We start from the raw sequence: 20,860 nt of genomic DNA on the forward strand, positions 1-20,860 counted from the left end.
CCCGTCTCCCTGCGGTCGACTCCCCCGGGGTATTTGGACCAAGAAGAAGCCCGGGAGCGGTGCCCCGTTGAGAAAGCTTGTAAAGATAGCCGGCGAGCGCGGACGATGGACCGCAGAGGTGGAAGGCAAGCGTCTGGCCGTCATTCACAATACCTGGCGTGTTGGCGAGACCGGATACGCGGACCCGATGGAAGGCATCGATCGGAACGGAAAGCGCTTCATGGAATACGCGGAGGCCCTGCGCGACCATGATCTCGTGGTGATGCAGAGGGATGTGGGCGGGGGTGATCTCGCGCGCGACGCTTATATCGGCGTTTTTTCGTTCGACAGTTTGGATTTGACGGAAGGGGCGCCTGTCCGGCTTCGATTGCTGGATCGTGTCGCGGACCCGAAGCGTTGAGAAGGAAGGCACAGGAATGACCTACGAGCCCATCGACTATCTTCCCTATGATTTCGCCAACCGGCGCCACATCGGCCCGTCGCCCGAGGAAATGGCGAGCATGTTCAACGTGCTGGGCGTTTCGGGGCTGGATCAACTGGTGGACGAAACCGTGCCGAAGGCAATCCGGCAGGAAAAGCCGCTGGATTTCGGCAAGCCGCTGTCCGAGCGGGAGCTGATCTACCGGATGCGCGAGGTGGCCTCGAAGAACAAGGTGCTGACCTCGCTCATCGGGCAGGGCTATCACGGCACGGTCACGCCGCCGGCGATCCAGCGCAACATCCTGGAGAACCCGGCCTGGTACACCGCCTACACGCCCTACCAGCCCGAGATCAGCCAGGGCCGCCTGGAGGCGCTGCTGAACTTCCAGACCATGATCTGCGACCTGACCGGGCTGGAGATCGCCAATGCCTCGCTCCTGGACGAGGCGACCGCCTGCGCCGAGGCGATGACGATGGCGCAGCGGGTGGCGAAATCCAAGGCCACCGCCTTTTTCGTCGACGAGAACTGTCACCCGCAGAACATTGCGGTGATCAGGACACGGGCCGAGCCTTTGGGGATCGAGGTCATCGTGGGTGCGCCCGAGACGCTGGAGGCCGACAAGGTCTTCGGCGCCATCTTCCAGTATCCCGGCACCTACGGCCACCTGCGCGATTTCACCGCCGAGATGGAGGCGCTGCACGGTGCCAACGCGGTGGGCATCGTCAGCGCCGATCCGCTGTCGCTGTGCCTGCTGAAGGAGCCGGGCGCGATGGGGGCGGATATCGCCGTGGGCTCGACCCAGCGCTTTGGCGTGCCGGTGGGCTATGGCGGGCCGCACGCGGCCTACATGGCCTGCAAGGACGCGATGAAACGCGCGATGCCCGGGCGGATTGTCGGTGTTTCCATCGACAGCCACGGCAACCGCGCCTACCGGCTGTCGTTACAGACCCGCGAACAGCATATCCGGCGCGAAAAGGCCACGTCGAACGTCTGTACCGCGCAGGCGCTGCTGGCGGTCATGGCCGGGTTCTACGCGGTGTTCCACGGGCCCAAGGGGCTGCGCGCCATCGCGCAGCGCATCCACCGCAAGACCGTGCGCCTGGCCAAGGGGCTGGAGGCGGCGGGCTTCAAGGTGGAGCCGTCGGAGTTCTTTGACACGATCACCGTGGATGTGGGCCTGTTGCAGCGTGGTGTCCTGCAGGCCGCCGTGCAGCAGGGGCTGAACCTGCGGCGCGTGGGCAAGACCCGCGTCGGCATCACGCTGGACGAACGCACCCGGCCCTCGACCATCGAGGCGGTCTGGCGCGCCTTCGGGCTGGTGAAGAAGGACGATCCGGCGGAGTCCGGTTATCGCCTGCCCGATGGGTTGATCCGGCAGTCCAGCTACCTGGAACATGACGTGTTCCACATGAACCGGGCCGAGACAGAGATGATGCGCTACATGCGCCGCCTCGCCGACCGTGACCTGGCGCTGGACCGGGCGATGATCCCACTGGGGTCCTGCACGATGAAGCTGAACTCGGCGGCGGAAATGATGCCGGTCAGCTGGCGCGAGTTCTCGATGATCCACCCCTATGCGCCCAAGGACCAGGCGCGGGGCTATGCCGAGCTGATCGAGAACCTGAACGCCAAGCTGTGCCAGATCACCGGCTATGACGCGATTTCCATGCAGCCCAATTCCGGCGCGCAGGGGGAATACGCGGGCCTGCTGACAATCCGGCGCTGGCAGATGGACCGGGGCGAGGGGCAGCGCAACGTCTGCCTGATCCCGGTCAACGCGCATGGCACCAACCCGGCTTCGGCGCAGATGGTCGGCTGGAAGGTGGTGGCGGTGAAATGCGACGAGCAGGGGTCCATCGACGTGGCGGATTTCCGCGCCAAGGCCGAGAAGCATTCCGATGCGCTGGCGGCCTGCATGATCACCTATCCCTCGACCCACGGGGTGTTCGAGGAGACGGTGAAGGAGGTCTGCGCGATCACCCACGAACACGGTGGGCAGGTCTACATCGATGGCGCCAACATGAACGCCATGGTGGGCCTGTCGCGCCCCGGCGACCTGGGCGGCGACGTCAGCCACCTGAACCTGCACAAGACATTCTGCATCCCGCATGGCGGCGGTGGCCCCGGCATGGGGCCGATCGGGGTCAAGGAACACCTGGTGCCGCATCTGCCGGGCAACCCGCTGGAGGCAGAGGGCGGCGCGGTCAGCGCGGCGTCGTTCGGCTCTCCCTCGCTGTTGCCGATCAGCTGGGCCTATTGCCTGATGATGGGGGGCAGCGGGCTGACGCAGGCGACGCGGGTGGCGATCCTGAACGCCAACTACATCGCCAAGAGGCTGGAGGGCGCCTATGACGTGCTCTACCGCGGGTCGAACGGCTGGGTGGCGCATGAATGTATCCTGGACACGCGGCCTTTCGAGAAATCGGCGGGTGTGACGGTCGAGGATATTGCCAAGCGGCTGATGGATGCCGGGTTCCACGCGCCCACGATGAGCTGGCCCGTAGCGGGGACGCTGATGGTGGAACCGACCGAGAGCGAGACCAAGGCCGAGCTGGACCGCTTCTGCGATGCGATGCTGGCGATCCGCGAGGAAATCCGCGCCATCGAGAACGGCGACATGGACCGCGAGCAGAACCCGCTGAAACTGGCGCCGCACACGATGGAGGACCTCGTGCGCGACTGGGACCGTCCCTATAGCCGCGAGCAGGGCTGTTTCCCGCCGGGCGCTTTCCGGGTCGACAAGTACTGGCCGCCGGTGAACCGGGTGGACAACGTCTATGGCGACCGGCACTTGATCTGCACCTGCCCGCCGATGAGCGATTACGCCGAAGCGGCGGAATAGGCTGAGCGGGCCACTGCACGAGAAAATGCCCTCGCAGGGAGCTGCGAGGGCATTGTCGTTTGTGGAGTCAGGCCTGCACCTCGGCGCTTTCGCGCTCCGCGATGGACTTCATCGCCGGACGGTCGGCGCAACGGTCGATCCAGGCCTTGACGGCGGAGTTGTCCGGCGCGGCGTCCGGCAGCCATTGGAAGGGGCTCGACAGCAGCAGGTCCACCGCCGAATAGTCGTTGCCCAGCAGGTAGGGCTGGCCGTCGAGTGCCTCGGCCAGGCGGGTCACGACGGTTTTCATGTCGCGAAAGGTCGCCTGCACGATGGGATGGTCGATCTTTGCCCAGTCGAGGACAAGCAGCGGTTCCATCACGCCCTGGTAGAAGAACAGCCAGCTGAGGAAAGCGCCGCGCTGCGGATGGCCGACGGGACGGCCAAAGCCGGCGTCGGGGAACCTGTCGGTCAGGTAGGCGATGATGGCGCCGCGTTCGCGCACACTGTCCGTACCATCGGTCAGGTAGGGCACCTTCTTTTCGGGGTGGGGGTTCTTTGCGTCTGGGGCGCCGCTGCCATCGCCACGGGCGACAGTGACCTCGATGACCTCGATCTGGTCGGCAATCCCCATCTCCTCGATCAGCACCATGATGGAGGTCGAGCGTGAGCGCGGGGCGTGGTAAAGCGTGAGCATGGGTCTCTCCTGTTACTCGGGAATGCCTTGCTTTAGCGCCCACCTGCTGACAGATGCTGTCAGCATGGCCCGGACCGATCGCCTCTTTCGCCTCATGGACGCGCTGCGCCGCCTGCCTGCGCCGGTCACGGCCACGCGGCTGGCCGAGGAAACCGGTGTCTCGCGGCGCCAGCTGTACCGCGACATTGCCACGTTGCGCGCGGGGGGCGCCCTGATCGACGGTGAGGCCGGGGTGGGCTATCGGCTGACCGAGGATCCCGCCCTGCCGCCGCAGAGCTTTTCCCGGCTGGAGATCGAGGCGCTGGTGCTTGCCGTCGGAGAGCTGCGTCAGACCGGCGACTCTGCGCTGGAGGCGGCGGGACAATCCGCCCTTGCGCGGATCATCGCCACGCTGGCCGACGGGCAATCGCGGCAGGCCATGCACACGGCCCTGCGCAGCTTTCGCGCGCCGCCGAGGCCGGTGGATTTTACCGTGGACATGGCGATGTTGCGGCAAGCCTGCTGGGAGGAATTGGCACTGGACGTGCGCTATCGCGACCTCAAGGATCAGGTGACCGAGCGCGAGGTCTGGCCGCTGGGGATCAGCTATTCGGACGGCGCCCTGATGGTGTTGGTCTGGTGTTGCCTGCGGCAGGACTGGCGCCTGTTCCATGCCTCGGGGATCGAAAGCGCCGCCCTGAACGGGCGCAGCTTTCGCCCCCGGCGCGTGCCCTTGCTGCGCGACTACGCGGCCCGCTGCAAGAGCAGGGCCTAGGGCGTGCCTCAGGCGTCGCTGTCGACGGCCAGTTCACCCGGATAGGCGTTTTTCTCGGGCGCCGGGGCAGGGTCGGGCGCTGGGGCGTCCAACAGAAAGGCAAAGGCGTCGCGCACCTTGTCCCAGGTTGCCTTGTCGCTGGCCGCCAGCAGGTAGCCCGAGCTGGTGTCGCCGGCGTATTCCGATCCGTCCAGCATGGCGACATGGCCGCCCGCCTGCCGCGTGACGACGACGCCCGCGGGCTGGTCCCAGGCCGTGAGTTTCGCGAACAGCACGAAGTCGACCTCACCCTGTGCCAGCGTGCGGAATTCATGGCAGGCGCAGCGCAGCGACCAGACCCGCCCGAATTTCGGCAGGGTTGCGGCGGCTTCGGCGCGCTTGTCCTCGGGGATCAGGAACAGCGGCACGAAGCCGTTGAGCTGGTCCAGTGGCTTGTTCTGGTCATGATCCGTGTTGACGAACCGGCTGTCGCGGCGCGGTAGCTGCATCTGGGCGGGATGTTCTGTATCGGCCCAGACGATGTCGTTCAGCACCGGATCGTAGAGCAGGCCAAAGACCGGGCGGCCAAAGCGCAGGACAGAGACCATGACCCCGAACAGCGGCAGGCCCTTGGCAAAGTTCCAGGTGCCGTCGACCGGGTCGATGGTAAAGCAGAGTTCCGCCTCGGGGATCTTCTTGACCAGGTCGGGATTGGACGAGGCCGCCTCTTCGCCGACGATCACGGCAGAGGGAAAGAACCGTTGCAGGCCCCGCGTGATCATTGCCTCGGCGCTGGTGTCGGCCTCTGTCACCAGGTCCTGCGGGCCGGTCTTTTCGCCGATCTGATGGGTGCCAAGCTTGCGGAAACGCGGCATGATCTCGGCCTTGGCGGCGCGGCGGACAAGGTTGAACAGCTGCGTGCGCTGGGCGGAGGTCAGCGGCGCCGTGACCGGCATCGGCAGGGAATCACTCATGGGACAGATCCGGCGATGGTTTCGGTTGCTCCCGGTGGTGCCAGTCCGGGGCACGGGATGCAACGTGACAGCCTGTCCGGATCGTCATTCCCGCGCGCGCAGCACCCCCGCGGGCCGGGCCGCCAGCGGACGCCAGGCAAAGCCCAGACCGGCCAGCAGCGTCGCCAGCACCCCGCCGGTGACGATCCCGATGGCCGAGGGCCAGATCACGGCGAAATCGGTTTCCATCACGAAGGTCATGACCGCCCAGGCCCCTGCGATGCCCGCGCCCAGCGCCACGGCACCGGCCGCCCCGCCCAGCAGGGCAGACCTCAGGGCAAAGCTTTGCAGGATGCGGGCGCGGGTGGCGCCGAGGGTCTTGAGCACCGCCGCCTCGTAGGTGCGCGCGCCCTCGCCCGCTGCCGCCGCGCCGATCAGCACCAGGAAACCGGTCAGCAGCGTTGCCGCCGCGCCCCAGCGCACCGCCAGGCCGATCCCGTCCAGCAGTTCGCTGACCCGGTCGATGGCGTCGCGGACGCGGATGGCGGTGATGTTGGGGTATTTCCCTGCGAGATCGCGCAGGATCTGCGCCTCTGCCGCTTCCTCGGCATAGACGGTCGAGATGAAGGTATGCGGCGCGGCGGAGAGCGCGGCGGGGTTCATCGTCATGACAAAGCCGATCCCGGCGGTCGAGAAATCGACCTCTCGGAACGAGGTGATGGTGGCGGTGATGTCCCGGCCCAGGATGTTGACGGTCAGCGTGTCGCCAAGTTTCAGGCCCATTTCTTCGGCCTCTTCGGCGGCAAAGCCGACCTGCGGCGGGCCGCTGTAGCCCTCTGGCCACCATTCCCCGGCAGTGACGGTGGTGCGTGCGCCGGGTGTTTCGGAATAGGTTACGCCCCTGTCGCCGCGCAGGACCCAGTGTTCGCCCACGACCTCTGTCGCCGGCTGGCCGTTGATCCGGGTGATGATGCCGCGCAGCATGGGGGCGCTGTCGATGCGGCTGACCGCGGGATCGTTTTCCAGCCGCTCGAGGTAGCCGGGCATCTGGTCCTTCTGGATGTCGACGAAGAAATACGAGGGCGCGACCTCTGGCAGGTCGCGCTGGATCGCGCTTTGCAGGTTGCCGTCGATCTGGCCGATGGCGGCCAGCACCGTCAGGCCAAGCCCCAGCGACAGCACCACCGACCCGGCACTTTCGCGCGGTCCGCCGATGGCGCCCAGCGCCCAGCGCCATGCAGGTCTGCCGCGCGTCGCCGGCGTGGCGAGGCGCGCCATCCAGCGGATCGCCCAGGCGGCGCCCAGCAGCACCAGCAGCGCCCCGGCGATCCCGCCCGCGATCCAGAGCGTCAGCCCGGGCCGCCCGGCAAAGAGCGTCGCGCTGCCGACCAGCAGGGCAACCAGCACCAGCGTTGCCAGGACGTAGCGCCGGGCGGGCAGCAGGCGCGCGCTGTCCAGCGAATCGCGAAAGAGGGTTGCGGCGCGCACCTCCTCGGCCCTTGCCAGCGGCCAGAGCGTGAACAGCAGCGCAGTCAGCACCCCGTAGAGCGCCGCCTCTCCCAGCGCGCCGGGGTAAAGGGCAAAGACGGTTGGGACGGGCAAGGCGCCCGCGATGAGCGGGGCAAAGAGGATCGGCACCAGCGCGCCCAGGACCAGGCCCAGCGCGATGCCGACAAGGCTGAGCACGCCGATCTGGATGAAATAGGTCTGGAAGATGGTGCTGCGGGTGGCCCCCAAAGTGCGCAGCGTGGCGATCACGCTGGTCTTGCGCGCAAGATAGGCGCGCACCGCCGCCGACACCCCGATGCCGCCGACGGCCAGACCGGACAGCCCGACGAGGACGAGGAAACTGCCCAGCCTCTCGACGAAACGGGCGATCCCGGGGGCGCCGTTGCGCGCGTCACGCCAGCTGAGGCCCTTGTCCTCGAACCGCTCCAACGCCCCTGCGCGAGCGGTGTCGAGGTCGGTGCCCGGCGGCAGGAGCATCCTGTATTCGGTTTCGAACAGTGACCCTTCGCTGAGCAGGCCCGAGCCTTGCAGGTCGGCGGTTCGGACGATGGTGCGCGGGCCAAGGCCGAACCCGTCCCCGGCATCGTCCGGTTCGACGGCGATGGTGGCGCGCAGGGTGAAATCTCGTGTGCCCAGCCGGAACGTGTCGCCGGGTTGCAGCGCCAGGCGGTCGGCGAGGATCGGGGCCATGACGGCACCGTGATCCGCCAACGCCTCGGCCAGCGGCATCGGCGGCTCCAGCATGATCTCGCCCAGCAGCGGATAGGCGGCGTCCACGGATTTCACCTGGGTCAGACCGCGTTCCGTGGTGCCGTCGCGCGTCACCGTGGCCATCGAGCGGAAATCCGTCACCTCCGAAACCGCGGTCGCCGTCTCCTGCATCCAGGCGCGTTCGTCCTCGGTGGCAAAGCGATAGGTGAATTCGGCCAGGGCATCGCCGCCCAGCAGGACGGCGCCCTGATCCTCCAGCCCGGTCTGGATCGCCGAACGGACCGAGCCGACGCCGGCAATGGCGGCCACGCCCAGCGCAAGACAGGCGAGGAAGATGCGGAATCCGCGCAGGCCGCCGCGCAGCTCGCGGCGGGCTAGACGCGCGGAGGTCGCAAGGCTCATTCCGCGGCCCTCAACTCGGTCGAGGCGACGCGGCCATCGTCCAGGTGCACCACCCGGTCGCAGCGCGCGGCGAGGTCCGGCGCATGGGTGACCAGCACCAGCGTCGCGCCGTGTTCCCGTGACAGGCCGAAGAGCAGGTCGACGATGGCCGCGCCATTGGCCCCGTCGAGGTTCCCGGTGGGTTCATCGGCCAGCAGGATGTCCGGTTCCGGTGCCAACGCGCGGGCAAGGGCGACGCGCTGCTGCTCGCCGCCCGACATCTGGGCAGGGTAATGATCGGCACGCGCGGCCAGCCCGACCTTCTCCAGCATCTCCCGCGCCCGGTCGAACGCCCGCCGGTCGCCTGCCAGTTCCAGCGGCGTGGCGACGTTTTCCAGCGCGGTCATGGTGGGGATCAGATGGAAGGACTGGAACACCACACCCATGTGATCGCGGCGAAACCGGGCCAGGGCATCCTCGCTCATCGTGGTCAGGTCGTGGCCCAGGGCATGCACCTGCCCGGTGCTGGCCCGTTCCAGCCCGCCCATGATCATCAAGAGCGAGGATTTGCCCGAGCCGGACGGCCCGACGAGGCCCAGCGTCTCGCCCCGCGTCACGTCCAGCGAGAGCCCATGCAGGATTTCCACCAATCCGGCATTGCCCCTGAGGCTGAGGGTGACATCTTGGAGCGAGAGAACGGCATTGGACACGGGGGGCCTCGGAACATGTTGCACTGGGTCAGATATGGGCTGTTGGGCTTGCGCAACAAGGCATTGGCGGTGGTCTTGCTGCTGCTGGCGACCGGCGCGGCGGCGGAGCGTGTGCATATCCTGGCACTGGGCGACAGCCTGACGCAGGGTTACGGGCTGATCGAACAGGAAGGGTTCGTGCCACAGTTGCGGGCCTGGCTGGCCGAACGTGGACACGAGGTGCGGATCGTCAATGCCGGAGTGTCGGGGGATACCACGGCGGGCGGGCTGGCGCGGGTGGAGTGGTCACTGACGCCCGAGATCCAGGCGATGATTGTGGCGCTGGGCGGCAATGACCTGTTGCGTGGCATCGACCCGGCGGCGGCGCGCGCCAATATCGAGGGCATCCTGAAGGTCGCCGAGGCGCGCGGGTTGGAGGTTTTGTTGATCGGGATGTCGGCGCCGGGGAACTACGGTCCCGACTACAAGGCACAGTTCGACGCGATCTATCCCGAGCTGGCCGAGGCCTATGACGCGCTGTACCTGGAGAGTTTCTTTGCAGGTCTGATGCAGGACGGCGAGATGCCGACTGACCTTGGCCGTTACATGCAGCCCGACGGCATCCATCCCAATGGCGCAGGCGTGGCGCGGATTGTCGAGGCGGTCGGGCCGAAGGTCGAGGCGCTGATTGCACGGGTTGACCGCTGAGCGGTCAGGCGTCGACCTCTGTGCAGTCGTGGTCGAGAGCGTGCAGGGACGTCAGGATCAGGGCCATGCCCACCAGCAGACTGACGCTGAGATAAAGGCCGAAGGCGGCGAGCACCGACATGTCGAACCCGAGCCATCCGACCACCGCGCAGACCAGTCCGATCATGCAACCTATAAGGAAAGAGAAAATAGCCACTACACCCTCCATCTGTTTGGACGGTACGTGGTCAGACCCTAACAAAGCCTTAAGACCCGACTCGTGGCGCGGGGGATATTCGTTAAGATTCTTCATGTTCCGCTGACGGCCCGCCATGCAAAGCCCGGAAGTCTCGCGGCCATCTTCTGCATCAGGGGGCCATAATCCGTCTCTCCGGCCATCATGCGCAGGTATTCGCCGCGCAGGGTGCGAGAGCTGCGGAAACTGCGGATGAAGGCGGGGCGAAGGGTTTCCCGGAACATCAGGTTCCGCAACAGTCGGGCATGGCGCAAGCCGCGATGGATCGGGCGCAACGTGTGTGTATAGGCGGCCAGGGCCTTGTCCGGCGCGGCGTCTTCAAGAGCACGGCAGGCGGCGCGGGCCGCAAGCGCGCCGCTGTCCAGGGCATGGGCAATGCCCTCGCCGGTGATCGGGTCCACAAGGCCCGCCGCATCGCCGGCCAGCAGGATACGCCCCTTGCCGGGGACGGCCCGGAAATCGCCGAAGGGCAGGAACTGTCCCTTGACCGGCAATGTGTCCGGCAGGCCCAGCTGGTCGAGGTAGCGGGCGAGCGCGGCTTTCATGTCGGCGTTTCGGGACATCACGCCGCCGAGGCCCACGGTGGTGCCCCGCGGTTTCGGGAACTGCCAGCCATAGCCCCAGTCCGCGGCGCCGAAATCGATGCGCAGCGGGCGGTCGGGATCGGCGCCGGGATGCTCGACCTCCAAGGCAAAGCCGATCCGGGCCCGGTCGAAGGCGGCGCCAAAGAGTGTCCGCGCTGTCGGGCTGTTGACACCGTCGGCGGCGATCATCAGCGGCGCCTCGATCCGGCCGCCGGGCAGGTCCAGTGCCGGGCCATCGGGGTCCAACCCGCCGCTCTGCCCTGTGAAATCCACCGCACCTGCCGCAAGTGCCTGTTCGACCAGCGCCGCGTCCAGCTCATAGCGCATACCCAGGTGCAGGGGGGGAGCATCGCGGCTGTCTCCGAGCGGTTGACCGTAGGCATGAAAGGTGAACATGTCGCGCCGTTCCAGCGGAACGGGTGGCAGTGTTCCGCCGAAGGTCTGGCGATAGCGCGAAATGGCGCGACCGGTCAGGCCGCCGCCGCACAGCTTGTTGCGGGGGAATCGCGCCTTGTCGACCAGCGCAACGCGCAGCCCGGCCTGAATCGCGCTCATCGCGGCGGCGGACCCGGCGGGTCCGGCCCCAAGAACGATCAGATCGAAGCGCCCGGATGCCTGCGCGCGCCCCCCCGTCACAGAACGGTGACTTTGGCGCCGGGCTGTACGCGTTCGTAGAGGTCGATCACGTGGTCATTGATCATCCGGACACAGCCGTTCGACACCGACCGACCGATCGACCGCGGGGCCGTCGTGCCGTGGATCGCGTTGAAGGTATAGCGCCCGTTCCGATACAGGTACAACGCCCGCGCGCCCAGCGGGTTGCCGGGACCACCGGGCTGGACATAGTCGTTGTCGATGAATTTTTCGTAGGCGTTCGGGTTGCGCTTGATCATCGCGTCGGTCGGACGCCAGGTTGGCCACTTCTTCTTGCCGCCGACATCGTAGGTGCCCGAAATCGCCTGCCCGGCGGTGCCAAGCCCGACGCCATAGCGGCGCGCTTGTCCCGGAGCCTCGACCAGGTAGAGGAAATGCGCCTTGGACAGGATGAGGATCTGGCCCGGGCTCAGGTCCGGCTTGATCGAGACGACCTGCGGCTTGAATTTCGTGTCCACCGAATAGGCGAGCGCGGGCATGGGGAATGCCGCGGCGGTGGCCGAGGCGGCAAGGAAGGTACGGCGGTTCAACATGGCAGCCTCTGCGATTTTATCCCGAGTGCGGCAATTTATGTGGCCCAAGACGGTCTGAAAAGCAATCCCGTGACAGCCGCACGGGCGTCACGTTGCCGTGCAACTGCGCCCCACGTGGCACACCAAGCGGTGAGAGGGATCACTCCTTGGGAACATCCGCGTTGCGCCCGGCCAGGATCACGCTGACCAGATAAGCGGATTGCGGGGTCATCCCGGCCATGATCGCGGCGGCGGCATCCGGGCGCATCCGGCCAAGGAAACCAGCGGCGAACTGGGGGTCCATCTCTTCGAACAGGGCTGCGGCCTGCTTGGGTTTCATGTTGGCGTAGACGTCGGTCAGCTTGTCGACATCGTCCGAGGCGGCGGTCCGTGCAAGGGCGAGGGTTTGCTTCAGGCTGGCCTCGGCCTCGGCCAGTGCCTGCATCTTGCGCTCGATTTCCTCTTCGGCGACGGCCAGCGCCTGCATGCGCACGTCGATGGCCGATTCGCGCTTGCGCAGGCGGGCCTCGCGGGCGTCGAGCGCCTCCAGCAGGGGTTTGATGTCGGCCTCTGCCACCACGCGCGGCGCAGGTTGGTCGGCAGCCGGTCGGGCCTTGGCCGCATCCGCCGCGAGGGCCGCCTCGAGCTGGGGTTTCGGGGCGGTATCGCCTTCGCGGGCAATCGCTTCGCTGGCGCCCACGGCCAGCCGCAACAGGCCGGATGTCACCAGCAGGGCGCAGATCGCCGCGAGGGCGCCGCGCGGCTTGCGCTTGGGCGCCTTGCGCCCGGATCTTGCGGCGCCGGTGCGCGCGGAAACCTTGGCTTTGGCCATGTTCAACCCTCGTGTTGCGTGGCGATGCGGACGCTCAGTTGCGCGAGTGGCGCAGGAAAACCGGATCTTTCGCGTCCTGCTGTGGCGGCGCGCTGTTCTGCGGCAGGTCGTGCATCGAGGCCACCAGCAGTTCCAGCCTGCGGGCCACGTCTTCGGCCCTGTCGGTCAGCTCGCCCAGCGACTTGTTCGATTCGCCCGCGCTTTTCTGGGCGCTGCCCAGGGTCCTGGTCAGGTCGTCGACCTGCGCCGACAGCACCGCGACGGCGCCACCGACGCCGTTTTCCAGGTCGGTAAAGCGCGACAGTCGCCGCGCCAGGATAAAACAGTAGAAACCGGCGCCAAGGGCGCCCGCCACCAGCAGGATATCTGCAATCGCTTCCATTCCCATCTCCCTCAATTCAGGACAAATTCAAGCACGAGGAGGTCGCGCACACGGCCTTCGCCGGCCACCAGCTTGATTCGGCGCAGCATCTGGCCACGCAGCCGCACCAGGGCGCCCTGCGCCTCGATGTCCTGCGCTTCGAGGGCGCGCAGGTAGCTGTTGAGCACGTCCTGGATGCGCGGCAGGATCTTCTCGACCTCGCTCTTGTATTCCGACGGCACCTCAAGGCTGGCGCGAAAGCGCAGGTGGGTCGCCTGGGCGTTCGGCCCCAACGAGATCAGCACCGGTGGCACCTCGACGAATGTGACGTCGGGCAGGGCCTTTGTCGCCACATGCGGTTCGCCGTGATCCGCCGGGGCGTGGCTGTCCGCCGCCTTGCCACCACCAAGGCCAAAGAGCCCCGACTGCACCGCGTAGAACCCGCCGCCGCCGCCAACAAGCGCCAGCACCAGGCCAATGATCAGCGGCAGCTTTGACGGCTTCTTGCCGGCAATCTCGTCTTCATCAACGGTGGCGTCAGACATTCTTTACCTCTTCGTCGGCGATGGGCTCGTTGTAACGAAAAGGGGCTAACTGATTGTTAAGGCGAATAGGCGAACCTCGGCACAACCGAACAGAATGTTTGGAGCGGAGGTCGGTCTTGAATCAGGTACTGTCGAGCTGGAATGCCCTTGCCGGGCGTCAACGCATGATCGTCATTGGCGCCACGGTGGTGGTGATGCTGGCGGTTCTCGGTCTGACGCGTCTGGCGTCGGCCCCCAACATGGCACTGCTTTACGCGGGGCTGGAAAACGACGCCGCGGGTGACGTGGTCAAGGCGCTGGAGGCCCGCGGGGTTCAGTATGACGTGCGTGCCGGAGCGATTTTCGTCCCGGAGGCAGAGCGCGACGCGCTGCGACTCACCCTTGCCAGCGAGGGGCTGCCGGCCAACAGTGGCCAGGGGTACGAACTGCTCGACGGTCTGTCCGGTTTCGGCACCACCAGCCAGATGTTCGACGCCGCCTACTGGCGCGCGAAGGAAGGCGAGCTGGCCCGCACGATCGTTTCGAATCCCCAGATCGCAAGCGCCCGCGTCCATATCGCGAACTCCAGCGCGAACCCCTTTCAGCGCGATGTCACGCCCACGGCCTCGATTTCCGTCACCACCACCGGCGCGGTTCTGAACGCGGCGCAGGCACGGGCGCTGAAATTCCTTGTCGCCTCGGCCGTTCCCGGGCTTATCCCCGAGAATGTCGCCGTGATCGATGGCAAGGGCGGGTTGATCGGGGCCGAGGACAAGACCGGCGGCGGCGTGACCGCGGATGACCGGGCCGCCCTGCTGCGCGATCGCGTCCAGCGCCTGATGGAGGCCCGCGTCGGATCCGGCAACGCGGTGGTCGAGGTCAGCGTCGACACGGTGACGGAGCTGGAACTGATCCGTCAGCACAGCTTCGATCCCGACGGGCGCGTCATCGTCTCGACCGACACCGAGGAGCGCACCGACAAGTCGGAAAACCTGGGCGGTGGGGGCGATGTCACCGTGGCGTCGAATCTGCCCGATGGCGGCGCGGGCGGCGGTCCGGACCAGTCCTCTACCGCCAAGTCCGAAACGCGAGAGCGAATCAACTACGAGATCTCCGAGACCACGCGCGAGATCACCCGCCAGCCCGGCGCGATCAAGCGGCTGACCGTCGCTGTCCTGGTCAACGGCAGCTTTGAACCGGCCGCCGACGGCTCCCAGACATTTGTTCCCCTGCCTGACACCGAGTTGGAGGCGCTGCGCGACCTCGTGGCTTCGGCCGTGGGTTTCGACGAGACGCGCGGCGACCAGATCACCCTGCGGTCGATGCCGTTCGAACGTCCCGACGGCCTTGGCACCGGCCCGCTGGAACCGGGCCTGTTCTCGGGGTCTCTCGACATGATGCGGCTCATCCAGATGGGGGTTCTTGCCGTGGTGGCTCTGATCCTCGGGCTCTTTGTCCTGCGCCCGATCCTGTCGCGCGGTGGCGAGACGGTCACGGCCAGCGCCGGTGCGCTGCCCGCGCCGGGCCTGCCCGCCGAAGGTGAGGCGCTGGAAGGCGAGATCGAACCCGACGGCGGTTTCGACAACCTGCCCGTACTGGCGGACGGCCCGGATTTCGGTGGCATGGGCATGGTCGATTTCGATGCCCCGGCAGAAGAGGATCCCGTCGAACGCCTGCGCAACCTGATCGAGGCACGCAAGACCGAAACCGTTGAGATCCTGCGCAGCTGGCTTGAGGAAGACAAGGAAGACGCGACATGAGCGCGCTTGCGGAGTTGCTCGAGGACTTTGGTGCCAAGGCAAAGGCGGCGGGTCCCGCCGCGCAGCCGGAACCCTCCGAACCGCGGATCACCGAGGCCGAGATCGAGGGGCAGAAACTCGAGGCCTTCGAGAAAGGGTATCGCGCGGGCTGGGACGATGCGGTCAAGGCCCAGTCCGACGACCGCACGCGGATTTCCAGTGCCTTCGGTCAGCATCTCCAGGACCTGAGTTTCACCTATCACGAGGCCTATACCCAGGTGATGAACGCGGTGACGCCGCTGCTGGACGAGATGGTCCGCTCGCTCTTGCCGGAAATGGCCCGGCAGACACTGGGTCATCACATCGTCCAGCAACTCCAGGCCATGAGCCTCGAGATCGGACGGATGGACGTCGTGATCGCGGTACACCCCGATCGGGTCGAGGCGGTCGAGCCGCTGCTCGAACAGGACTTCGGATTTCCCATCCGCCTGACCCCGGACGATTCGCTGGCCGAGGAACAGGCCGACATCCGTTTTGGCGCAACCGAACGCCAGATCGACCTGAGCGACCTTGCCGCTTCGCTGGCCGAGGCCGTCGCGGGTTTTGCACATGACAACCAGAGGAAGATGAAACATGGATAGCGCGCAGACCGCCGCCCGAAGCGATCAGGGCACGCCCTTTACCTCGGTCCCGATCGAGATCACGGTTTCCGTGGGCCGCGCCCGCCCGCTGGTGCGTGAACTGCTGCAACTGAACGAGGGTTCCGTGCTGACGCTGGACAAGCAGCTCGACGATCCGGTCGAGCTCTATGTCGGGGAAAAGCTGATCGCCATCGGTGTGCTTGAGGTTGTCGATGGCGATGGGTCCGGCCAGTTGGCGGTCCGCATCACCGAGGTGGTCGACCTGCAGTCGCCGGCCTGAGCGATGCGTATCCTTCTGCCGGTGCTGGCGCTTTGCCTGCTGTTGCCGGGCATGGCCGGCGCCCAGTCCATTGCCATCGACATGGGCGATGGCGGGTCGGTCACGGCGACCTCGATCCAGTTAATTGCGCTGATCACCCTGCTGAGCCTGGCGCCGGGCCTTGCCATCATGGTGACCTGCTTTCCTTTCATGGTGACGGTGTTGGCGATCCTGCGCCAGGCCGTGGGCCTGCAACAGTCGCCGCCCAACATGCTGATCGTCAGCCTGGCGCTGTTCCTGACCTACTTCGTGATGGAGCCGGTCTTCAACGAGGCCTGGGAAACGGGCGTCCAGCCCTTGCTGGAGGAACAGATAGAGGTTGAGGAAGCCGCGGTTCTGGCAATCGAACCCTTTCGCGATTTCATGGCAGGCCGCGCTGATCCGGACACCTATCGCGCAATGGCCGACCTGCGTCCGGATGCGGTCGAGACCACCCTGTCGCCGGACGCGCCGCTATCGGTGCTGGTGCCCAGTTTCATGCTGTCCGAGGTGGCGCGGGCCTTTCAGGTGGGGTTCCTGATCTTCCTGCCGTTCCTGATCATCGACCTTGTCGTTGCCGCCGTTCTGATGTCGATGGGGATGATGATGGTGCCGCCGGCGATCGTGTCTTTGCCGTTCAAGCTGGCCTTCTTCGTCCTGGCGGACGGTTGGGCGCTGCTCGCCGGGAGCCTCGTGCGCGGATATTTTTAGGCAGCATTAAGGTTAACGCGGTTAAGGTTAATGCGGCAAAGGCCAATGAAACAGTGGTGCTTTCACGGCTGGCGCGACGAGAGTGGGTCGAAGGGAAGGTGCAGGCGTTGGCGGCCGGGCTCGGTTGGCCGCAAGCCGAGCCCGGCCGCCATTCCATCCTGTCCAAGCCGCAGGTCTAGTGGACAAAAGGGCGACCGGGGGTTCCGTCGGGCAGTTGATCCTGTGCCCGGGCGTCAGCCTCGGGCGATCTCGATCCGTGTCACTTGTCGATAAGGCTTGTCCGGTGACACCAGGATCGACCCGAATCCCGGCGTGTTGAGCGCATTCGGAAACGCCTGAGCCTCCAGGCAGATGCCGGCGAAATTCCCGTGTTCCACCCCCGGCCAGGGCGAGGCATGGGGTTTGAGGAAACCGCAGGTGTAGACTTGCAGCCCCGGTTGATCCGTCCAGAGCCGCAGGCGCATCCCGTCCGGAGACGTCAGTTCCGCGGCTGGTCCGTCCGTTCCGTCCAGGGCAAAGTTCAGGTCATAGCCCTCGCCGTTCGGATCGGCCTCGTCGATCCGCCTTGACTGTCGGTAGTCAAAACGCGTGCCATCGACGGCCGGTTGCTCTCCGGTGGGGATCAGGTCGGGGCCGGTCGGGGTATAGGCCGAGGCCGCAAGCCGCAGGGCATGGTCGCGCACCGTCCCCGCCCCCATCAGGTTGAAATAGAGATGCTGGGCCAAGTTCACCGGGGTAACCCGGTCGGGCTTGGCCGTCATGTCCCAGGTCAGGGTCGCCCCCTCCAGCGACAGGCGGACCTCGAAATCGACGGCGCCGGGATAGCCCTGGTCAAGGTGCGGCGAATGCAGGCTCAGGCGCACCGCGCGCGGTCCTTCCGGCTCCATTTTCCAGTTCCGCTTGCCCAGGCCCATCGGCCCGCCGTGCAGGTGGTGCGGACCGTTGCCCAGGTCCAGCTGCCAGGTTTCGCCGTCGAGGGTAAAGCGGCCCTCTGCCGTGCGGTTCGCGACCCGGCCCACAACCAGCCCCATCGACCCCGGATTTTCGCGGTAAGCCTCGGGATCGTCATAGCCCAGCACGACGCGGCGCCCGGCCACCTGCCAATCCTGCACCGCGCAGCCCAGCGAAAGCACCGTGACCTGCGTGTCGCCATCGCTAAGCACATGGCTGGAAATCGGATCTGTCATCTTTGTCCTCCCCGTCATGGGGAAGTTATCAGGAGGTCGGGGGAGTTCCCAGCCCGGTCAATCCTCGTCGGTGATGTCCGCGTGCAAGTGCCGTTCGCCGCGCGCCGTTGCCAGGGCGATCTGTTTCTGCCGTTCGCGAAAGCGGGCCTTGTCCTCGACCGAGGTTTCATCGATGCAGAGGTGGCAGGACACGCCATGTTCGTATTCCGGGCGCGCGCGATCCGTGGGCAGGATCGGGCGGCGGCAGGCGTGGCACAGGTCATGCGGGCCTTCGCGCAGCCCGTGTTCGACCGAGACCCGCCCGTCGAAAACGAAACAGGCGCCTTGCCATGTGCTGTCCTCTTCGGGGATTTCCTCGAGGTATTTCAGGATGCCGCCCTTGAGGTGATAGACGTCCTCGATGCCCTGGCTCAGCAGGTAATTGGTGGACTTCTCGCAGCGGATGCCGCCGGTACAGAACATGGCGATCCGCTTGTTGTGAAAGCGGTCCTTGTTGGCCTCCCACCAGGCGGGAAAGTCGCGAAAGCTGTCGGTCTGCGGGTCCACGGCGCCCTCGAAGGTGCCGATGGCGACCTCGTAATCGTTGCGTGTGTCGATCACCGCCACGTCCGGCGACCGGATCAGCTCGTTCCACTGGGCGGGGTCGATGTAATGGCCGACGCGGGCGCGCGGATCGACGTCGGGCTGGCCCATGGTGACGATCTCTTTCTTCAGCCGCACCTTCATGCGGGCAAAGGGGCGCTCGGTGGCGGTGGAAAGCTTCCACTCCAGGTCGGCGCAGCCGGGCAGGGCGCGGATATGCGTCAGCACCGCCTCGATCCCGGCGGCGGGCCCGGCCACGGTGCCGTTGATCCCCTCGTGGGCCAGCAGCAGCGTGCCGGTGATCTTCTGACTACGGCAGAGGTCCATCAACGGATCGCGCAGCGCGGCAGGGTCGTCGAAGCGGGTGAAGTGATAAAGGGCGCAGACGGTGAACATGATGTGTCGATACGCAGGCAGAGAAGGGTCGTCCAGCGGCTATTCTGCCGCAATGGCCAGCCCGTGTACAACGGCGGTAAAGACCTCGCTGTCGACGGGTTTTGCGTTCGGCAGGGCGCGCGACATGGCGTTGCGGACGGCGCCCAGAAGGCTGGAGCCGCCGACATAGACCACCTGGTCGACCTTGTCCGGCGCGCAATCCGCCATGCGCAACGTGTCCAGCGCGCAGTCGGCGATCTCATCGCCGTAGCCCGCGAGGGCCGCGGTCAGGGCCTCGGCCTTCAGCGATACGGAAAGCCCGCGTTCGACGACGCCCAATGCGATTTCGCCCGCCTCCGCGCCATTGGCTGCAATCTTTCCCGCCTCGACCGCATAGGCGATGTCATGGCCCAGGTGGGATTCCAGCACGTCGGCCAGGCGTTCGAAACCGCGTGGCTCGGGTGCCAGGCGGATCCATTTCTGGACCTCGCGCAATTGCCCGGCGTCGTAGACGAAGGGGATCTTTTCCCAGCTGGCGAGATCGTGGAACAGCGCGCGCGGCGCAGTGTGCGTCTTGGCGCCCAGTTCGGCACCGATCTGCGCCCCGTAACCCAGAAGGGGCATGACGTGGCCAAGGCTCAGCGCCTTGTCGAAATCCGTCCCGCCCAAGCGGATGCCGCCGCTGGCCAGAACGCGGGTCTGTCCGCCGTCGCGCTCGCAAAGCGTGAAATCCGATGTCCCGCCGCCGATGTCGACGATCAGCATCCGCCCGGTGCCGTCCACCGCCCGTGCGGCGGCCTCGGGCTCGGGCAGGAAATCGACCGACTTGAACCCGGCGAGGTGATAGGCCTCTGTAAGGTCGGCCAAGGCCTGAGCGTCGCGTTCGGCCGAGGCCGAATGGAAATGCACCGGGCGCCCGGAGAGGGCCGTGTCGAAGGTCATGCCGGTATGCGTCTCGGCCCGGCTGCGGATTTCGGACAGGAAGCGGGCGATGACCTCGATCAGGGTCAGACGTTCATTCAGCAAGCGGCGCGGTTCCCGCGCCAGCGGCGTGCCCAGGATGCTTTTCAGTGCGCGCATGAACCGGCCTTCGGCCCCGTCCATCATGGCGCGGGCGGCGCGGCTGCCGTAGAGGTATTTCCGTTCCGCGAAATCGACGAAGATCGCCGTGGGCAGCGTCTGTTCGCCCGGTTCCAGCGGGATCGCGTAGGGGCGTCCACCCGCCATGACGGCGGCCCCCGTGTTGGACGTGCCGAAATCCACGCCAAGCCGTGCCATGTCAGAATCTCCTGTCCGGAAGGGCGCCACGCCTAGCAGCGCCCGCGCGGCATGGCAATTCCCGAACACGCTGCCTATGCTGCCCCAAGACGCAAACGGGAGATGGCCCATGCACGCCTTGATCGTGATCGACGTTCAGAACGATTTCTGCCCCGGCGGGGCATTGGCGGTAGAGCGCGGGGACGAGATCGTGCAGCCGATCAACGCGCTGATGGCCGAGTTCGACGCCGTGGTGCTGACGCAGGACTGGCATCCGGCGGGGCATTCTTCCTTTGCCTCGACGCATGCGGGCAAGGCGCCCTTCGACATGGTCGAGATGCCCTATGGTCCGCAGGTCCTCTGGCCCGATCACTGCATCCAGGGCTCGCCCGGTGCCAATTTCCACACCGAGCTGGAGGTGGACCGTGCCGAGCTGATCATCCGCAAGGGCTTTCGCGCCGCGATCGACAGCTACTCGGCCTTTTTTGAGAATGATCACACGACCCCTACGGGGCTAGAGGGCTATTTGCGCACGCGGGGCATCGACAGGCTGACAATGGTCGGTCTGGCGACGGATTTCTGCGTAAACTTCTCTGCCGTGGACGCCGCGAAACTTGGGTTTGCCGTGACCGTGCGGCAGGATCTGTGCCGGGGGATCGACCTTGACGGCTCGCTGCAGGCGGCGCTGGACGGGATGAAAGAGGCGGGTGTCACGCTTGCGTGAGGCCGCCGGTTCCGCTTTACC

The 20,860-nt window shown here is 66.4% G+C and carries 22 protein-coding genes; 9 read left to right on the forward strand and 13 right to left on the reverse strand.

The features are described from left to right. Together PVW46_RS28055 and gcvP are read left to right on the forward strand one after the other, a co-directional pair. The coding region (locus PVW46_RS28055) for a hypothetical protein (protein ID WP_274578294.1) at positions 1-400 on the forward strand (400 nt) is incomplete at its 5' end. A 16-nt stretch (positions 401-416) separates the two neighbouring features. Then, on the forward strand, positions 417-3,263 hold the full coding sequence (gene gcvP, locus PVW46_RS28060) for an aminomethyl-transferring glycine dehydrogenase (protein ID WP_069211218.1): 2,847 nt from the start codon (positions 417-419) through the stop codon (positions 3,261-3,263). A 67-nt stretch (positions 3,264-3,330) separates the two neighbouring features. Here the strand turns inward: gcvP and PVW46_RS28065 are convergent, their stop codons facing one another. Further along, a complete protein-coding gene (locus PVW46_RS28065; RefSeq protein WP_069211219.1) occupies positions 3,331-3,939 on the reverse strand; it encodes a glutathione S-transferase family protein in 609 nt (202 codons plus the stop codon). A gap of 64 nt (positions 3,940-4,003) precedes the next feature. Between PVW46_RS28065 and PVW46_RS28070 the strand changes: the two genes are divergently transcribed. Then, positions 4,004-4,693, forward strand: coding sequence for a helix-turn-helix transcriptional regulator (locus PVW46_RS28070; protein ID WP_069211220.1), 690 nt, complete (start codon positions 4,004-4,006; stop codon positions 4,691-4,693). 8 nt (positions 4,694-4,701) lie between these two features. Here the strand turns inward: PVW46_RS28070 and PVW46_RS28075 are convergent, their stop codons facing one another. The 3 genes from PVW46_RS28075 to PVW46_RS28085 all read right to left on the reverse strand — a co-directional run bounded on the left by PVW46_RS28075 (position 4,702) and on the right by PVW46_RS28085 (position 8,936). Further along, entirely contained in the window at positions 4,702-5,646 is a 945-nt protein-coding gene (locus PVW46_RS28075; RefSeq protein WP_069211221.1) for an inositol monophosphatase family protein, read from the reverse strand. A gap of 84 nt (positions 5,647-5,730) precedes the next feature. Beyond that, a complete protein-coding gene (locus PVW46_RS28080) occupies positions 5,731-8,247 on the reverse strand; it encodes an ABC transporter permease (RefSeq protein ID WP_069211222.1) in 2,517 nt (838 codons plus the stop codon). Then, the gene (locus PVW46_RS28085; protein WP_069211223.1) at positions 8,244-8,936 is read right to left on the reverse strand and encodes an ABC transporter ATP-binding protein; all 693 of its coding nucleotides are present in this window, start codon (positions 8,934-8,936) and stop codon (positions 8,244-8,246) included. Before PVW46_RS28085 ends, PVW46_RS28080 begins: the two co-directional genes overlap by 4 nt. Positions 8,937-8,951: 15 nt before the next feature. On the opposite strand from PVW46_RS28085, the gene PVW46_RS28090 reads away from it, so the two are divergent. Then, positions 8,952-9,623 (forward strand): arylesterase, encoded by a 672-nt coding sequence (locus PVW46_RS28090; protein WP_069211224.1) that lies wholly within the window; start codon positions 8,952-8,954, stop codon positions 9,621-9,623. A 4-nt stretch (positions 9,624-9,627) separates the two neighbouring features. Here PVW46_RS28090 and PVW46_RS28095 read toward each other — a convergent pair whose 3' ends face one another. From PVW46_RS28095 to PVW46_RS28120, 6 genes are all read right to left on the reverse strand, one after another. Continuing rightward, positions 9,628-9,819 (reverse strand): hypothetical protein, encoded by a 192-nt coding sequence (locus PVW46_RS28095; RefSeq protein WP_139132417.1) that lies wholly within the window; start codon positions 9,817-9,819, stop codon positions 9,628-9,630. A 92-nt stretch (positions 9,820-9,911) separates the two neighbouring features. After that, complete coding sequence (locus PVW46_RS28100; protein WP_043143039.1) at positions 9,912-11,078, reverse strand: geranylgeranyl reductase family protein; 1,167 nt, start codon at positions 11,076-11,078, stop codon at positions 9,912-9,914. Beyond that, on the reverse strand, positions 11,075-11,629 hold the full coding sequence (locus tag PVW46_RS28105) for a L,D-transpeptidase (protein ID WP_172428576.1): 555 nt from the start codon (positions 11,627-11,629) through the stop codon (positions 11,075-11,077). The genes PVW46_RS28100 and PVW46_RS28105 overlap by 4 nt, the downstream gene beginning before the upstream one ends. A gap of 139 nt (positions 11,630-11,768) precedes the next feature. Beyond that, complete coding sequence (locus PVW46_RS28110; RefSeq protein WP_069211226.1) at positions 11,769-12,440, reverse strand: MotE family protein; 672 nt, start codon at positions 12,438-12,440, stop codon at positions 11,769-11,771. 34 nt (positions 12,441-12,474) lie between these two features. After that, positions 12,475-12,822: a hypothetical protein gene (locus PVW46_RS28115; RefSeq protein ID WP_043143043.1), complete on the reverse strand. Its 348-nt coding sequence runs from the start codon at positions 12,820-12,822 to the stop codon at positions 12,475-12,477. 11 nt (positions 12,823-12,833) lie between these two features. Then, positions 12,834-13,346 carry a flagellar basal body-associated FliL family protein gene (locus tag PVW46_RS28120; protein ID WP_043143045.1) on the reverse strand — a complete coding sequence of 171 codons (513 nt, stop codon included), beginning with the start codon at positions 13,344-13,346 and terminating at the stop codon, positions 12,834-12,836. Between the two features lie 116 nt (positions 13,347-13,462). Between PVW46_RS28120 and fliF the strand changes: the two genes are divergently transcribed. The 4 genes from fliF to fliP are packed head-to-tail and all read left to right on the forward strand — an operon-like array spanning position 13,463 to position 16,714. Continuing rightward, positions 13,463-15,085 carry a flagellar basal-body MS-ring/collar protein FliF gene (gene fliF / locus PVW46_RS28125; RefSeq protein ID WP_043143047.1) on the forward strand — a complete coding sequence of 541 codons (1,623 nt, stop codon included), beginning with the start codon at positions 13,463-13,465 and terminating at the stop codon, positions 15,083-15,085. Beyond that, a complete protein-coding gene (locus PVW46_RS28130) occupies positions 15,082-15,705 on the forward strand; it encodes a FliH/SctL family protein (protein ID WP_069211227.1) in 624 nt (207 codons plus the stop codon). Before fliF ends, PVW46_RS28130 begins: the two co-directional genes overlap by 4 nt. Next, complete coding sequence (locus PVW46_RS28135; RefSeq protein ID WP_043143049.1) at positions 15,698-15,985, forward strand: FliM/FliN family flagellar motor switch protein; 288 nt, start codon at positions 15,698-15,700, stop codon at positions 15,983-15,985. Before PVW46_RS28130 ends, PVW46_RS28135 begins: the two co-directional genes overlap by 8 nt. Before the next feature lie 3 nt (positions 15,986-15,988). Beyond that, positions 15,989-16,714 carry a flagellar type III secretion system pore protein FliP gene (fliP, locus tag PVW46_RS28140; RefSeq protein WP_043143050.1) on the forward strand — a complete coding sequence of 242 codons (726 nt, stop codon included), beginning with the start codon at positions 15,989-15,991 and terminating at the stop codon, positions 16,712-16,714. Between the two features lie 233 nt (positions 16,715-16,947). Here fliP and PVW46_RS28145 read toward each other — a convergent pair whose 3' ends face one another. The 3 genes from PVW46_RS28145 to PVW46_RS28155 are packed head-to-tail and all read right to left on the reverse strand — an operon-like array spanning position 16,948 to position 20,136. Then, entirely contained in the window at positions 16,948-17,901 is a 954-nt protein-coding gene (locus PVW46_RS28145) for an aldose epimerase family protein (RefSeq protein ID WP_274578295.1), read from the reverse strand. 57 nt (positions 17,902-17,958) lie between these two features. Then, the gene (gene trhO, locus PVW46_RS28150; protein ID WP_069211229.1) at positions 17,959-18,879 is read right to left on the reverse strand and encodes an oxygen-dependent tRNA uridine(34) hydroxylase TrhO; all 921 of its coding nucleotides are present in this window, start codon (positions 18,877-18,879) and stop codon (positions 17,959-17,961) included. A gap of 39 nt (positions 18,880-18,918) precedes the next feature. Continuing rightward, positions 18,919-20,136: an Hsp70 family protein gene (locus PVW46_RS28155; protein ID WP_069211230.1), complete on the reverse strand. Its 1,218-nt coding sequence runs from the start codon at positions 20,134-20,136 to the stop codon at positions 18,919-18,921. Between the two features lie 109 nt (positions 20,137-20,245). Here PVW46_RS28155 and pncA point away from each other — a divergent pair, with 109 nt between their 5' ends. Further along, the gene (gene pncA / locus PVW46_RS28160; protein ID WP_043143054.1) at positions 20,246-20,839 is read left to right on the forward strand and encodes a bifunctional nicotinamidase/pyrazinamidase; all 594 of its coding nucleotides are present in this window, start codon (positions 20,246-20,248) and stop codon (positions 20,837-20,839) included. Positions 20,840-20,860 lie beyond the last annotated feature (21 nt).

Origin of the sequence: Mameliella sp. AT18 (assembly GCF_028807275.1) — a bacterium.
Classification (GTDB): domain Bacteria; phylum Pseudomonadota; class Alphaproteobacteria; order Rhodobacterales; family Rhodobacteraceae; genus Antarctobacter; species Antarctobacter albus.